Origin of the sequence: Mesorhizobium sp. GbtcB19, assembly GCF_019091085.1 — a bacterium.
In the GTDB taxonomy this organism is placed as follows: Bacteria; Pseudomonadota; Alphaproteobacteria; order Rhizobiales; family Rhizobiaceae; genus Mesorhizobium.
On the sequence record NZ_JAGXJY010000010.1, the window covers coordinates 113,323 to 127,894 of the forward strand.

Below are 14,572 nucleotides of genomic sequence, written 5' to 3' on the forward strand. Positions count from 1 at the left end.
GCGATGTCGCAAGCTCTGCTGAAAGCGAAAACTACGCCCCCGCAGCGGTCGCTTTTTTCACAAGCCATGCCGGAAGGCCCGGCGACGACCTGAACCGGCAATGTCTAGGCTAGGCAGCGAATTTCGGAGCGCGCCCGCCCATCATGCAGACTTATGATTTCATTATCGTCGGCTCCGGCTCGGCCGGCTCTGTCGTTGCCGACAAATTGTCGGCTTCCGGCCGCTTCTCGGTGCTGGTGCTGGAGGCCGGCGGGACCGACCGGCGCTTCTACGTCCAGATGCCGCTCGGCTACGGCAAGACCTTCTTCGACCCGGCCGTCAACTGGAACTACAAGGCCGAGCCCGATCCTGGCCTCGCCGGCAATGCCGATCATTGGCCGCGCGGCAAGTTGCTCGGCGGCTCGAGTTCGATCAACGCCATGGTCTTCATCCGCGGCGCGCGCGAGGATTTCGACGCCTGGGCCGCCGCCGGCAATCCCGGCTGGGCCTATGACGACCTCCTGCCTTCCTTCAAGGCGATGGAAGACAATGCGGCGGGCGCCGACCGGTGGCGCGGCGTCGGCGGCCCTCTGCACGTCACCGACTGCTCGAACGCGGTGCACCCGCTGACCAAGCGCTATCTGGCGGCTGCCCAGCAGGCTGGCCTGCCGTTTAACGCCGACTTCAACGGCGCCTCCCAGGAAGGCGTTGGCGTCTACCAGATCACGACCAGGAACGGACGTCGCATGTCGGCCGCCCGCGCCTTCCTCCGGCCGGCGATGAAACGCGGCAACGTCCATGTCGAGACCAACGCGCTGGCGACAAAAATCCTGTTCGAGGGCAAGCGCGCCGTCGGCGTCGAGTATGAGCAGAATGGTGAGAAGAAAACGGTCCGCGCCGGCCGCGAGGTGATCCTTTCGGGCGGCTCGATCAACTCGCCGCAATTGCTGCAGCTGTCCGGCGTCGGGCCGTCGGCACTGCTTGGCGATCTCGGCATCCCTGTGATTCATGCCAACGACAATGTCGGCGCCAATCTGCAGGACCATGTCGGCATCAACTACACCTTTAAAGGCAAGGTGCCCACGCTCAACCAGACCCTGCGGCCCTGGTGGGGCAAGCTCCTGGTTGGCATGCAGTATATACTGACACGTTCGGGTCCACTGTCGCTGTCGATGAACAATGCCGGCGGCTTTTTCCGCACCGACGCCTCGATGACGCGGCCGAACATGCAGCTCTATTTCCAGGCCTTCTCGACCGTCATTCCAAAAAGCGGCGAGCGGCCGATCCTGACACCCGATCCCTGGCCAGGTTTCTCCATCGGCCTCTCCAATTGCCGCCCCTCGAGCCGCGGCGAGATCATGATCCGCTCGAAGGATCCGCGTGCCTACCCGAGGATCACGGCCAACGCCTATTCGACCAATGCCGATGTCGACGAGATGCTGGCGGCGGTGAAGTTCGTGCGCAAGATCGCCGCGATGCCGGCCATGGCCGAGATCATCGAGGAAGAGGTGCTGCCTGGACCGTCGATCCAGTCGGACGCCGACCTCATCCAGGACTTCAGGAAGCGCTCGGGCACGGTCTATCACCCGGTCTCGACCTGCCGCATGGGACCTGACGCGTCGCGCGCCGTCGTCGACCCGCGGCTGAAGGTGCACGGACTGGAAGCCTTGCGCGTCATCGACGCTTCGATTTTCCCCGACAACATCACGGGCAACACCAACGCCGCCTCGATCCTGACCGGATGGAAAGGCGCCGACCTGGTTCTGGAGGATCACAAATGAAAATCACCGACGTCAAAACCTGGGTTGTCGGCAACCCGCCGCCCGGCATCGGCGGCAAGTATTTCATCTTCGTCAAGCTCACCACCGATGGCGGCGTGGTCGGCTATGGCGAGGCCTATAACGCCACCTTCTCGGCCCATGTCACCGCCAGGATGATCGAGGACATGGCCGAGCGTTATCTGGTCGGCCGCGATCCGCACGACATCGAAAACTTCTTCCGCCGCGCCTATTCCTCCGGCTTCACCCAGCGCCCTGATGTCTCCGGCATGGGCTGCTTCTCGGCGCTGGAAATGGCCTGCTGGGACATCATCGGCAAGGAGGCCGGCAAGCCGGTCTACAAGCTGCTTGGCGGCCAGGTGCACGAGACGCTGCGCTCCTACACCTACCTCTACCCGCATACCGGCAGCGTCCATTCCGAGGACGCGCCGAGCGGCAGAAATGTCTACAACGATCCCGACCTCGCCGCCGCCTGCGCGCTCGAATATGTCGAGCAGGGTTTCAATGCCGTGAAGCTCGACCCGGCCGGTCCTTATACGGCCTTTGACGGCCACCAGCCGCGGCTGCTCGACATCGAGGTTTCCGCCAGCATGATCAAGGCGATCCGCGAGGCGGTCGGCAGCCGCGCCGACATCCTGTTCGGCACGCACGGCCAGTTCACCGCCTCGGGCGCGCTGCGCCTGGCGCGCGCCATCGAGCCTTACGATCCGCTGTGGTTCGAGGAGCCGGTGCCGCCGGATATGCCCGAGGTGATGGCGCAGGTTGCCCGCGGCACGTCGATCCCGATCGCCACCGGCGAGCGGCTGACGACGAAGTTCGAGTTCGCCCGCGTCATCGAGAACCGCGCCGCGACCATCCTGCAGCCGGATCTCGGCCGCTCCGGCGGCATCCTCGAAACCAAGAAGATTGCCGCCATGGCCGAGGCCTACCACATCCAGGTCGCGCCGCACTGCTATTGCGGCCCGATCGTCGGCGCCGCCAACATCCAGCTTGCGGTGACGCTGCCCAACTTCCTCATCCTGGAATCGCTGAAGCAGTGGGACGGTTTTCACGCCACGCTGCTCAAGAAGAAGATCGAATGGCAGGACGGCAACGTCATCCCGTCGAAGGAGCCCGGCCTCGGCGTCGAGCTCAACGAGGCGGTCTGCGACGCGCATCCCTATAGCGGCAAGGATCTGCATCTGCAGATGATGCAGACGCCGTTGATGCCGTGACCCTCGCTTACGCCTTCATCGGCCTCGGCCACCTGGGCGGCAACCTTGCCGCCAGCCTGCTGCGCAACGGTTTTGCGATCACCGTCGTCGACCGCGACCCGGCGGCGGTCGAGCGCCTCGTGGCGCTCGGCGCCACGGCGGCTGCCAGCCCGGCGGAGGCCGCCGCCCGCGCCGGCAATGCGATCACCTGCCTGCCCTCGCCCAAGGTCAGCGAGGCGGTGCTGGCCGGTCCCGACGGATTGCTCCAGGGCCTGCCCGCCGGCGGCACCTGGATCGAAATGTCGACCAACGGCCGCGACGAGATTTTACGGCTTGCCGGGCTTGCGTCGAGAAAAGGCATCGAGACACTGGAATGCCCAGTCACCGGCGGCGTCCATCTGGCCGCGGCGGGAAAGATAACCGCGCTGGTTGGCGGCGATGCCGCCCTCTATGAGCGGCACCGCCAGGCGATCGAGGCGATGTGCGCGAAGTCGTTTCTGATGGGGCCGGTCGGCTCGGCGGCGGTGATCAAGGTCATCACCAACATGCTGGCCTTCATCCATCTGGTCGCCGCCGGCGAGGCGCTGATGCTCGCCGATCAGGGCGGGCTCGACCTCGCCCAAGCCTATCACGCCATCGTCGCCTCGTCCGGCAACAGCTTCGTCCACGAGACCGAAAGCCAGCTCATCCTGAACGGCTCTTACGACATCGGCTTCACCATGGATCTGGCGCTGAAGGATCTCGGCTTCGCATTGGCCATGGCCAGGGATTCCCGCGTGCCGCTCCAGCTGGCACCACTCGTCAATGAGATTTTCCAGGTCGGCAGACAGGAATATGGCGGCGATGCCTGGTCGACCAAGATCGTCAAGCTTTTGGAGGATGAGGTCGGGACGGAGCTCCGCGCGCCGGGCTTCCCGGCCAAGCTCGAATAGTAATCCGGCAAAAATTTAGCCAGCCGTTTCAACCACCTGACCGCACCGGTTGAATCAGGCACTCAGCCAGTTGATTCAACCTCTCAGCGTCAGCGCGCCCGGCAGGATCTCGAACGTCGCAGGGATCCGCCCCGGCGACTCGCCGTCTATGTCTACCAGCGCGCCGTTCTTCTCGACGTCGCCCAGCGGCTCGACCAGCACCTTGCGCCCGCGCAGGATGGTGATCGCCGGATGGTTGCGATGCCGGCCGCCATAGAGCAGGCGGATGTCCCTTATCAGGCCGAGCTTGCCTGCGGCGCGCACGATGACGATGTCGAACTGGCCGTCGGCGAGCTCGGCGTCCGGCGCGATCATCATGCCGCCGCCGAAGAATTTGCCATTGGCCACCGCCACCAGCGCCATGCGCGCCTCGACCGGCTCGCCGTCGTCGATGGTGATCCGCACATCCTGGAAGCGGTAGCGAACGAACTCCAGAACCGTGCGCCAGAAGAACAGCGCCTTGGCCGAGACCCTGCCCTTGCGCTTGTCGGCATTGACGGCGCGATCGGTCGCGCCGGACAGGCCGAGGCTGGCGATATTGATGAAGTGGCGGCTGGCCAGCGCGCCATGGTCGTCGATGTAGCAGATGCGGCCGGCATCGATCTTCCGGCCCTCGGCATCGGCGATCCGCTTCAACGCGGCGTCGATGTCGCGCGGCAGCCCAAGCCCGCGCGCAAAGTCGATGCCGGTGCCGCAGGGCAGAAGCCCAAGCGCGCTTTCGCGGCCTGTCTCATACTGTGCCTGCAGCAGCCCGTCGGCGACCTCGCTGGCGGTGCCGTCGCCGCCCGCCGCGATCACCAGGTCGCAACCGCCGGCCGCGAGGTCGATCGCCAGCCGCTCGGCGTCGCCGCTGGTCTGCGTCTCGCGCAGGTCGAAATCGCCGAAATGCTTCCTGATCGATCCGGCGATCTCCGCCCAATGCCGCTTGAGCTTGCCGCCGCCGGCTATCGGATTGAGAACCACCCCGACCTTCAAGCTGACCTCCCCCGAGGCAAGTCGCGCAAAGCGCGGCAGAGTCCGCGCTGGCGCCCAAAGTCCTTTACCGGGCCAAAGTCTTCTGCCGGCCCAAACTTCTTTTGCCGGCATTGAAACGCGGACCGGGCGGCGGGGCAAGGCTTCGATATCCAGGGTCGCCAAAAAAGCGGGCAGGCTGTCTAAGCGGTCGGGCCGAAAGATTCCGAGGCTTTTGCCGGTGGTCCCCGATAATCCCGCTATCCACAGGGCTGCGGGCATTCCCCGAACCGCTTACCCGGCGTACATTCAACCCATCTCAGGCGGCCACTGAACGCCCCAGCCGAAAGGCAAAAGCGCAAGGCGGATTTCCTGAGGCCCGTACGGCCCGGAACGAAAGCAGGTTCGCCTGTTGGAGGGACGGATGCCGAGACCTACGGGTGCCGCGGAAAGCGTGCCAACGCCGACGGCGGACCGATGCTGCCATGAAGGCCGGGAAAAACCTTCGATGGCACGCTGGGCGAAGCCCGCAAGGGTGGAGATCGGCGTGGTCTGGAACGGGCGCTGCCCTCTGGTGGTGACTGGCAGGACCGTCAAAATCAAGGCTGGCCTGGCGCGACGACTTTACGGAAGTTGCTGCCTTAACCGGTTCTGATCTGACAGGGAGGCGCTGGGAGAAATCCCAGCGCCGACTGTCTTTTGGGGGGCGGCTTTCCGGGCTGGCCAAGGCCGGCGCCAAATTGGCGCGCATCTGTACCGCCTGAAGCGATGCTGCGGTCGGGGAGTTTCGAGCCGCGTGCGCTCGTCGTCCTACTTTTTCGGCGCGACGGCCGGCTTGCGCTTGAACAGACCACTTAGATATTCCGGACGCACGGCGCCGCTGATCACCGTGAAGATCGCCAGCATGATGCTGGCCAGCGCGCCATCATGCCAGGGCCTGAACGCCACCGCGTCGACCGCGTAGGCCCAGAACGGAAAGGCAAGCATCGACATGACGATGTTGGCGCCCGGCGCCTCCGCCTGGTCGGCGGCATCGCTGATCGATTTGAGGTAGAGCGGCGTCATGGCCAGCGCGATGACGAACACGATCCATGAAACAATCCAGACGCTGAAACCGGCCATTTTGACGCCGTCGATGGCTGCCCGCATCGCGCCGGGAACATCGGTGGATTTTTCGTCCAATGCTTTCGTCAATGCCTTGGCGACCGGTTCGTCGACCGCATTATCGAGAATGGAGTTGACGAAGACGAAGAACGCCACGATTTCGGCCGGCACGTATTTCGCCACCCGTTCCAGATAACCGTCACCCTTTTTCGCTTCGCCATCCCCGGCGTCTGCCGGCAAGTTCTCCTGAACCGCCTCTGCTTGCAGGTTACCCCGACCCACCGTGGACTCGAGGCGTCCGCGCAATACTGGAACTGCAGGCTGCGCGGTACGGACAATTCTTCCCATGTAACCCCTCCATCATTTTCACATGACCCCAACAGTATCGTAGAAGAAAAACGGTCGGAAAAACAGTTGGCGCAGTGCCGTCCAGGCTCAAATATTTCAAGCCATCCCGCGCTGCTGCCATGTCTTTGACACCGGGGACGTTCGCGGCCGCGATGGCCCATCGCAAAACGCTCGGCCGTGCCGGTTTTGCGAACGGGGCCAAAATCCCGCCTTGTTCGCGCGCGATGGAGGAGCCGAATGCCAGGGAGCATCTCGAAGGGACAAGACCGTGATCAAGACCGCCCTTGTCGCCATGACCATTGTCGGCTGCGACTGCGACGCCAAGCTGTGCGAATATATCGGTGAGACGCCGGCCAAATGGGCGACGATCGCCGACTGCGAAGCGGCGATGAAGAGCCAGATGTTGCACCAGCGCAATTTCAACTATCCGCTGGTTTCCGGCATCTGCCGCGTCAAGGGCTCGGCCTCGTCCTCGGAGCTTGCAGCAAAGGCTTCCAAGCCGGATCTGAAGCCCACGAACCGCGTCGTCGAAACCATCGCCCCGCTGCCGCCCGAACTCGACCACCGCCCGAGCGCTCCGGTCGGCGCAACGGTGACGGCCAGCGAAACGGAAGCCGCCAAGCCGGTTGCCTTCGACGGGTCGGTCGATGGCGGCCGCGCCGTGCTTTACCGCACCAAGGCCGGCTATGCGGTGGTCAAGACCGACCTCAGCCGCGCCGCCGGCGCGACAGTGGACGCGGCCAAGCGCTCGGCAAGCTGGCTGGCCGGTCTGACCGGTCTGTAAGCCAATCCAAGGCGCGTCGATTCAGGTCAGGCCGGCCTGGCCTGAATCGACGCGCCTCACAGCTTGATCTTCAGCGTGTCCCAGAACTTGTCGATCAGCGGCTGTTCCGTGGCATTGTCCTGATCGCCGATGCGCGTGATGAACAGCAGCCCCTGATCGGCGGTGCCGAAGCCGACGATCTCGAAATCCGCGCTGTCGGTGCGCGTCTTCACCGTGGCCTTCAGTCCGCTCAGCTCCTTGCCGTCGGCAAGCTTGCGGGTTGTCGGCGCCTGCGTCAGCTGTCCGCCCGCCTGGATCGTTTCCCTGGTCATCTCCTGCAGCATCAACTGGTTGAGGGAGACGGGATTCATCTTGTCGTATTTCTGCACCACGACGAGGGTACCGAGCGCCGAAGCCATGAGATACTGGGCGATGCCGTCGCCGAGATCGGTCTTGGTGACCGAGTTGCTGCTTGGATGGACGAAGGAAAACGTGCCGCCCGAGAAGGTGGCGAAATCGTTGTGGTCGATCCGCACCTTGCTGGTCTTGCCGCCGGGCAAACTCACATCGACATCCTCGCCCGGATCGATGTCGACCGTCACACCGTCGATCGTCAGCTTGAACGCCTTCGGGTCATCGGCGCGGGCAAGCCCGGCGCAAAGCATGATCGCGGCGAATGCCGCGGCCGCCAATCTCATTCGCATGTCCCGTCCTCTCCGCGCATTCGATGGCCTTGCGTCGGCAGCCGAAGCCCATTCCTTCCCTTATCATTGCCCGATGACAACTGGCATGCGCCATTTGGAGCCGGATGTTGAAAGGCCGGCGCCAACCGATCAGCCTGATCCTTGGCGCCTAACGTTGGCGGCGGCGCAAACTGCGGCTGCGATTGATAAAGCCGACACATTGCGGGAGGATAATGGGCAGGAAATCAATAGCCTTGGGGGGCATTCATGACTTTCGCCGTTCGTATCGCATTGTGCCTTTTGCTGGCGCTCACTCCCTTACATGCCCAGGCGCAAGGCGACGACAAGACGGTGATGATCGGCTCCGATGACGCCGAGATGGCGGCCGCGATCGCGAAGGCGCGGTTCAGCCTGGATGAATTCCTGGCATTGTCCGACGCTCCGCCGCCGGGAACCGATAAGTACAAGCTGAAGGTGATGATCGTCGACGGAGACGCGAGGGAGCACTTCTGGGTCATCCCGTTCAAGCGGACCGCCACGGGCTTCGTCGGCATATTGGCCAACGAACCGGAACTCGTTCACAATGTCGTCCTGGGCCAGAATATCGAATTCACAAGGGATGACATTTCCGATTGGGGCTACACCAGGGACGGCCATCAGGTCGGCAGCTTCACCGTCTGCGTGATGTTCAAGAAGATGTCGAAGGAAGAGGCAGACCATGTGCGCGCCGCATATGGCTTCGACTGTTGAGCATTTATTCAGCCGCTTCGTCCCTCGCCCCGATCTTGCGCACCAGCGCCGCCGTCGCCAGCATGGCGCCGAGATCGGTGATCATCGGCGCGACATGCATGTTGTAGTCGATCGGCTGCGCAATATCCGGAAGCTCGAAGAAGTTCTTCGACCGCGGCATCAACAGAAAGCCGTCGCTGCCGCTGAGCGCCACTCTGGCCTGGTCGTAGGGCCATGTCTCGCGCAGCCACGTCAGCGCCTGCGCCATCCGGCCGGTCACCAACGGCCGCGCCGCCTCGACATTGTCGGTGCGGAACTCATAGGTGGCATCCAGTTCCTCGACGCCGGATGACAGCTCCTGCATCTTCGAGGCGAACATGCCGCGGAAGAAGTGCGTCACCTTGCCGGCCTTGCGCGCTGCCACCAGCGTTCCCGGGAACGGCTCGATGGTCTCGAAGGCGACGATGACGCCCTTGAAGGCAACCGTCTCGCTCTTGCCCGAGCCTTCCCAGAGCTTCGCCTCGTAAAGCTCGAACGGGAAATCCTCGTAGCGTCCCGAAACGATGTCGTCGAAGCTCTGGCGGTTGAAAGCCCCGACCGTTTCGCGCGGCATCCTGTCGAAGGAATTCGGCCGCACGCCGTGTTGGTAGCGCACGTCGCGCACGAAGCCGAAGATCATCGGCAGCAGCGTATCGCGGAAGGATTGCTGCAGCCGTGTCGCCGGCCGCAGCGCCTGGAAATAGAGGAATACCGCGGCCACCATCCCGCCAAGATAGAGGAAGACATGCGGTGTCGAGAGCCATTGTTCGTGAGGATCGGCGGCAGCGTTGAACAGCCAGGCCACGAGCGCAACGAAGACGACGACGAGGCCGACGAACACAGGCACCCGCCAGCGCACCTGTCTCTGGGCCGAGGCCCGTTCTGCCTCATAGGCCTCGATGTCGCGCCTGATGCCGGCGATGACCGCTTCGCTCGGCATGAAATCCGCTGCTTCCATCGTTACCCCCGGCCGCCGCTGAGATGTGGCGATGATAACGGTTTCGGCGCGAAAGTCGCCTGCGCCAGCTGCAATCGGCGCTAGTTCCCCGAAACCGGGAAAACCGCCTCCAGCCGCGTCGCAACGCGCTGCTTGAGCGTGCCATCCAGCGACTCCACCGGCACCAGTCGCTCATGGCGACCAGCTCGCAGCCGCATGAAGAAATGCATCTTGTAGGCGGCGATGGCACCGCGCGTGGCGGGATCGGCGCTGACATCGACGACGAATATCGACCCGATGCGCGCCGGCCATGGCAGTCTGGCAAGGGCAGTGCCGAGGAAATCGCCCAGACCATAGGCGATGAGGCTGTCGCCGATCCGCTCGATTGGCTGCACGACATGGGCGTGATGCCCGGCGATCAGCCGGACGCCAAGATCCGCCAGCCGCTTCGCCAACGCGCGTGTCGCCGGCCTCGGAAAATGCCGGAATTCCCAATCCCAATGCGGTACTGCGCAGATAAGGTCGATGCCGGAAGCAACGCCGTGCGGCCATTGGGCGGCGCGTGTCGCGATGCGTTCTTCAAACGGCGCGGCAGCGGTGTTGCGCCAGAGCGTGAAGGCAGCAAAGCCGATGGTCAGCGATCCGGCGGCATGACGCTGGACCGGTCCGCCTGCAACCGTGCCTATGGCGCGAATCCCGAGCCGGTTCAGCGTCGCGACCGTCTCCTCGAAACCGGCAATCCCCTGGTCGAGCACATGGTTGTTGGCCAGGGACAGCACGAGCCTGTCGCGCGCGATGCCGACAGCAGCAAGCGCGTCCGCCAGAAAACGCTCGCTCATCGCGTGGTGCGTACCGAGCCACGTGCCCATCACGGCGCGCGGCCGCTCGACGATCGGGCTTTCGCAATTACCGACCACGAGGTCGGCGGAGGAGAGCAGCGCGGCGATCGCCGGATCGCATTCCGGCGCATCGCGATTGGCGACCGCCGAAATATCGCCGACGAACGCCAGCCGCACCGTCCGCATCGGCGGCGGATCGATCAACGTCGCGGCCGGCGCCGCGAAACCGCCTCTGTCGCCGCCAAGCGACGGTTTCAGCAGGCGCGGCAGCCAGGACAGCTTGTAGGAAAGCGGATAGTTCGACACGGGCACGTCCAGTTTCGCCCTCTGTAGACTGTCCGCCCGGCCGGTTGAAGCCGGGCGCCATTGCGAAAGCATGCTCGCTGATCGGCACGGCTGGAGGACGCCTTGCGCCAAATGCGTGTATGCTCGCAACATGACGCAGTGGAAGGCGATGATTATGGTGCGTAGAGCGATCCTTGCAGCAGCCTTGTTTGCATTCCTGCCGGCGTCCTTCGCCCGGGCGGAGATGCCGGAAGCAGCCAAGGCGATGTTCGAGGCCAGGAGTGTAACTGATCGCAACACGGCGCTGTCGACGCTGGAGTCAGCAGCGGCCAAGGACCCGGCATCGGCCTACGCCGCCGGCGCCGGCGAATTCTTCACCGCCCTGGAACTGCTCGCCGGCGGGCTGCATCGCCACGGTTTCGAAAGCCCGAAATCCTTCATGCTGCCGCTGATGCAGTTGCCGGTTCCGGACAATCCCAACCCGCAACCGCTGACTTACGAAGAATTCCGCGCCATGCTGGTCGCCTTTCGCGACCGGCTGGAAAAATCCGCCGCAACGCTGGGCTCGGTGCCGAACGATGCCGATATCGGCATGGTGGTCGACCTCACCCGCGTCGGCATCGACCTCAACGAGGATGGAAAGCTGGCGCCCGACGAAAGCATCGCCGCGATCATGGCCTCGCTCGCCCACGGCAGCATCGACACCAGCAACACCGCGCCTTCGCTGACCTTCCGATTTGACCGCGCCGACGGTTTCTGGCTGCAAGGTTATGCCGAGTTTCTGATGGCGCAGGCCGACTTCTGGCTGGCGCATGATTTCAGGGCCATGTTCGACGGCTCCTTCCACATGCTGTTCCCGCGCGCCAAACTGCCCCTGCAGGATGCGCTGGTGCCGCCGGATGGCGGCATGAGCGGCAGCATCTTCGCCTCCGAATGGCGCTTCGCCGACTTCGTCTCGCTGGTGCATCTCGTCAACTGGCCGGTGGTCGAGCCGGAGCGCCGGCAGGCCGCGCGCCGCCATCTGCTGGAAATGATCCGGTTGTCGCGCGAGGACTGGAAAGCGATCCTGGCGGAAACCGACAATGACCGTGAATGGCTGCCGGGACCGCAGCAGAAAGGCGCCAATCCCCTCACCGGCCTGGAAGTCGGCCAGGAGCAGGTGACGGCCTGGCTCGCCACGCTGACCATGGCCGAGGACCTTCTCGAAGGCCGCGTGCTGCTGCCGCATTTCCGCATCGCCGGCAAGGGCATCAACATGAAGCGCTTCTTCGACGAGCCGAAACCCTTCGACCTCGTGCTGTCGATCACCGGCCCCGGCATCGCGCCCTATCTCGAAAGCGGCAGGATCCTCGCCAGCGACGATTTCAACCAGATCCAGCGCGAGTTCGGCGGCGCCGGGTTCCTCACCTTTGCGCTCTGGTTCAATTGAGGCCTGAAAGAGCTTGGGTTCCTCGCCCCCATGAAATGGGGGAGAGGTGGCTCGGCGAAGCCGAGACGGAGAGGGGAGCGCCGGTCCGGGCGGCGAAAGCGCTTCGAAGAGAAGGGCTTCCGCCTTACGAAGCCCCCTCTCCGTCCGCTTCGCGGACACCTCTCCCCCGCTTCTGGCGGGGGCGAGGAACCGAACCTTCGAGGTTGGCGCCAACCCATAACTATCGTCAGAAAATAGCGCCCTGGTAAAGCACCGCCTCGGCCTCCTCCGGTGCGAAGCGCCGCGCCAGCGTGCGAAAAGCGCTGTGGACGCCGTCGCGGTCGAGGTTGCAGCTTCTGAGGTGCCGGACGGCCAGCGTCGGATCGAATTCGGTGCGGCCGTGCAGGACGCGCTGATTGTCGAACACCAGCACCTCGCCCGGTTGCAATTGGTGCTGGAACTGGTTCGCCGGGTCGCAGATCAGCCGCGTCAGCTCGGCAAGCGCCTCGATCAGACCGTCGATCTCCTCGACGGCGCCTGCCTGCGGCGCCAGGCAGCGGTCGTTGAAACGCATGCCGGTGACGGCCCCGCTCGCATCGAGGCTGATGACATGCGCCTCGGCGCTGAAGAACACCTCGCCGGCATGCTCGCGGTGGAACGTCACGCCATGCCGCGAGAGCCGGTCGAACAAATGAGGCGTGTTCCTGCGCATCAGCGCGGCGACCTGGAAGCCGTCGACCATCAGCGACGTGCCGCCGCTGCCGGCGCCGGTCCTGATGGCATGGAAGAAGATGAAGCCCGGCGGCGAGTAGCGGAACGGCTCGTCGGTGTGCGGGATCTGCGCGCGCGCCGTCTCCCCTGCCACCCTGGCGTCCGGGCGCGAGATCAGGTCAAAGACCTTGCCGTAGCTGGTCTCGCGCACCAGGCCGTAGCGGCCTGCGACACGCAGCGTCGCCTCCGGCTCGGCCGGGACGCCGGTCAGCATCGCGATGCCGTGGTCGCGCAAGGCGCGCAGTGACTGGAACAGCGCCTCGTCGTCCTCGACCACCGCGTCGAAGGCGAAGCAGCCGAGCCGAGCCGACAGGTCGCTGTTCCACAGCGCCGGCTGAAAGCGTGGCGCGCCACGGTCGCCGGCCTGCCCGGCATGGGCAGCCAGAAACCCTGCGGCAAAGCGCGAGACATGGCCGTCCTGCCAGACCACGTCCATGGTCTCGCGCGACGAGATTTCGATCGAGGCCGCGCGGACATCGGCGGGAACGTCGGCGGGCGCCAGCCAGCGTTTTCCGGAAGCGGTGTCGCCGCATGTCTCGCATTCGCAGACGAGCCGCAGCCAGCGCATCGACAGCCGGCCGGCAGTGCCGTCGTCGAATTCCACCGCGATGCGCGCCCCTTCGTTGCGCATCGACCGCAACGAGCGCGGCGACGCAAGAGCCCGATCGACCGGGACGGACTGCGTTTGCATTTCGAGCATGGCGATGGCTTTCCTGGATTGAGCTATCTTCAACAACGCTAGGTCGGTGACGGCCCTTGCTGCAAACGAGTTTGCTTTCTCAAGTTTTGAGGTAAGCTCAACCCATGACGCTTCTTCGCGACCTTCCGCTCTCGGCTCTGCGTGCCCTAGCCGCCGCCGCGCGCACCGGCGGCCTGACGCGCGCCGCCGAGGAGCTCGGCGTCACGCCGGGCGCCGTCGGCCATCAGTTGCGGCAGTTGGAGGATCGGCTCGGCGTCAAGCTTGTCCGGCGCGAGGGCAACGGCATCGTGCTTACGCGCATCGCCGAGGCGGCTCTTCCTGACATCGACCGTGGCTTCGACGCGCTGGCCTCCGGGCTGCGGCGGCTGCGTTTCGAGCGCCGCGCCGATACGTTCACCATCGCTGCCGATCCTTCCTTCTCCTCGCTCTGGCTGGCGCCTCGCCTTGGCAATGTCCGCGCAGCCCTCGGCAAACTGGATGTGCGCATCGTCGTGTCGATCGCGCTGGATTCGATGCTGGAGGAAGGCATCGACCTCGCCATCAGCTACCGCTACAGCTCGGCAAGGGATCTGGCATCGGCCGATCTCTTCACCGAAAGGGTGATCCCGGCCTGCGCTCCGACGCTGATCCGGAACCGCTCCGACCGGGATGGCGTCGAAATGCTCGACCGCCTTCCCCTCCTCCATATCGACCAGACGATGGGCGATGACGTATACCCCACATGGGCAAACTGGTTCACCGCCGCCGGCCGCAAGCGCAAGAACATCGACCACGGACCGCGGTTCCCCTTGACGGTGCTGGCCGCGCAGGCCGCCGTCTCCGGCATGGGCGCGCTGCTCGCCAGCGAACTCGTGCTGAGGCAGCATCTCGACTCCGGTCAGCTCGTCGAGATCGCCCGCGATGTTCCCGCGCTGACCATCAAGCGCCGCCTGGTCTGGCCGGTTGATGGACCGAAGGCCCGTCGGGCTTCCGCCGTCGCCATGGCGCTTGCCGCGGTCGCCAGGGCGGAGGCGGACGGCCTCCGATCCGCCGTGTCGTGACGCCACTCCTGACAGCCTTCTGTCAGCAGCATCCGCCAGCGGACGGGACCGTTT

The 14,572-nt window shown here is 64.7% G+C and carries 13 protein-coding genes; 7 read left to right on the top strand and 6 right to left on the bottom strand.

Annotated features, from left to right (window positions below):
- Positions 1-143 precede the first annotated feature (143 nt).
- From KVT37_RS18510 to KVT37_RS18520, 3 genes are read left to right on the top strand one after another with little or no spacing between them, the layout of a single operon-like run.
- Positions 144-1,760, top strand: coding sequence for a GMC family oxidoreductase (locus tag KVT37_RS18510; protein ID WP_217575654.1), 1,617 nt, complete (start codon positions 144-146; stop codon positions 1,758-1,760).
- Complete coding sequence (locus KVT37_RS18515) at positions 1,757-2,971, top strand: mandelate racemase/muconate lactonizing enzyme family protein (RefSeq protein ID WP_217575656.1); 1,215 nt, start codon at positions 1,757-1,759, stop codon at positions 2,969-2,971. Before KVT37_RS18510 ends, KVT37_RS18515 begins: the two co-directional genes overlap by 4 nt.
- Positions 2,968-3,882 carry an NAD(P)-dependent oxidoreductase gene (locus KVT37_RS18520; RefSeq protein WP_217575658.1) on the top strand — a complete coding sequence of 305 codons (915 nt, stop codon included), beginning with the start codon at positions 2,968-2,970 and terminating at the stop codon, positions 3,880-3,882. The genes KVT37_RS18515 and KVT37_RS18520 overlap by 4 nt, the downstream gene beginning before the upstream one ends.
- Before the next feature lie 75 nt (positions 3,883-3,957).
- Here the strand turns inward: KVT37_RS18520 and KVT37_RS18525 are convergent, their stop codons facing one another.
- Entirely contained in the window at positions 3,958-4,896 is a 939-nt protein-coding gene (locus tag KVT37_RS18525; RefSeq protein WP_217575660.1) for a diacylglycerol kinase family protein, read from the bottom strand.
- 786 nt (positions 4,897-5,682) lie between these two features.
- Positions 5,683-6,324: a hypothetical protein gene (locus KVT37_RS18530; RefSeq protein ID WP_217575662.1), complete on the bottom strand. Its 642-nt coding sequence runs from the start codon at positions 6,322-6,324 to the stop codon at positions 5,683-5,685.
- Positions 6,325-6,592: 268 nt separating this feature from the next.
- Here KVT37_RS18530 and KVT37_RS18535 point away from each other — a divergent pair, with 268 nt between their 5' ends.
- A complete protein-coding gene (locus KVT37_RS18535; protein WP_217575664.1) occupies positions 6,593-7,108 on the top strand; it encodes a hypothetical protein in 516 nt (171 codons plus the stop codon).
- 56 nt (positions 7,109-7,164) lie between these two features.
- Here KVT37_RS18535 and KVT37_RS18540 read toward each other — a convergent pair whose 3' ends face one another.
- The gene (locus tag KVT37_RS18540) at positions 7,165-7,785 is read right to left on the bottom strand and encodes a hypothetical protein (protein ID WP_254634111.1); all 621 of its coding nucleotides are present in this window, start codon (positions 7,783-7,785) and stop codon (positions 7,165-7,167) included.
- Between the two features lie 252 nt (positions 7,786-8,037).
- Here KVT37_RS18540 and KVT37_RS18545 point away from each other — a divergent pair, with 252 nt between their 5' ends.
- On the top strand, positions 8,038-8,520 hold the full coding sequence (locus tag KVT37_RS18545) for a YegJ family protein (protein ID WP_217575669.1): 483 nt from the start codon (positions 8,038-8,040) through the stop codon (positions 8,518-8,520).
- A 4-nt stretch (positions 8,521-8,524) separates the two neighbouring features.
- Here KVT37_RS18545 and KVT37_RS18550 read toward each other — a convergent pair whose 3' ends face one another.
- Complete coding sequence (locus KVT37_RS18550) at positions 8,525-9,496, bottom strand: DUF3137 domain-containing protein (protein ID WP_217575671.1); 972 nt, start codon at positions 9,494-9,496, stop codon at positions 8,525-8,527.
- Between the two features lie 80 nt (positions 9,497-9,576).
- On the bottom strand, positions 9,577-10,620 hold the full coding sequence (locus KVT37_RS18555) for a CapA family protein (RefSeq protein ID WP_217575673.1): 1,044 nt from the start codon (positions 10,618-10,620) through the stop codon (positions 9,577-9,579).
- A 154-nt stretch (positions 10,621-10,774) separates the two neighbouring features.
- On the opposite strand from KVT37_RS18555, the gene KVT37_RS18560 reads away from it, so the two are divergent.
- Positions 10,775-12,028, top strand: coding sequence for a hypothetical protein (locus tag KVT37_RS18560; RefSeq protein WP_217575676.1), 1,254 nt, complete (start codon positions 10,775-10,777; stop codon positions 12,026-12,028).
- Between the two features lie 226 nt (positions 12,029-12,254).
- On the opposite strand, the gene KVT37_RS18565 is transcribed toward KVT37_RS18560, so the two are convergent.
- A complete protein-coding gene (locus KVT37_RS18565; RefSeq protein WP_217575678.1) occupies positions 12,255-13,478 on the bottom strand; it encodes a TauD/TfdA family dioxygenase in 1,224 nt (407 codons plus the stop codon).
- Positions 13,479-13,582: 104 nt separating this feature from the next.
- On the opposite strand from KVT37_RS18565, the gene KVT37_RS18570 reads away from it, so the two are divergent.
- Positions 13,583-14,518 (top strand): LysR substrate-binding domain-containing protein, encoded by a 936-nt coding sequence (locus tag KVT37_RS18570; protein ID WP_217575680.1) that lies wholly within the window; start codon positions 13,583-13,585, stop codon positions 14,516-14,518.
- Positions 14,519-14,572 lie beyond the last annotated feature (54 nt).

Coding starts and splice junctions, on each gene's coding strand:
- KVT37_RS18560 (WP_217575676.1), top strand. CDS start 10,775: ATGGTGCGTAGAGCGATCCTTGCAGCAGCCTTGTTTGCATTCCTGCCG.
- KVT37_RS18550 (WP_217575671.1), bottom strand. CDS start 9,496: ATGGAAGCAGCGGATTTCATGCCGAGCGAAGCGGTCATCGCCGGCATC.
- KVT37_RS18540 (WP_254634111.1), bottom strand. CDS start 7,785: ATGAGATTGGCGGCCGCGGCATTCGCCGCGATCATGCTTTGCGCCGGG.
- KVT37_RS18510 (WP_217575654.1), top strand. CDS start 144: ATGCAGACTTATGATTTCATTATCGTCGGCTCCGGCTCGGCCGGCTCT.
- KVT37_RS18545 (WP_217575669.1), top strand. CDS start 8,038: ATGACTTTCGCCGTTCGTATCGCATTGTGCCTTTTGCTGGCGCTCACT.
- KVT37_RS18565 (WP_217575678.1), bottom strand. CDS start 13,478: ATGCTCGAAATGCAAACGCAGTCCGTCCCGGTCGATCGGGCTCTTGCG.
- KVT37_RS18530 (WP_217575662.1), bottom strand. CDS start 6,324: ATGGGAAGAATTGTCCGTACCGCGCAGCCTGCAGTTCCAGTATTGCGC.
- KVT37_RS18570 (WP_217575680.1), top strand. CDS start 13,583: ATGACGCTTCTTCGCGACCTTCCGCTCTCGGCTCTGCGTGCCCTAGCC.
- KVT37_RS18515 (WP_217575656.1), top strand. CDS start 1,757: ATGAAAATCACCGACGTCAAAACCTGGGTTGTCGGCAACCCGCCGCCC.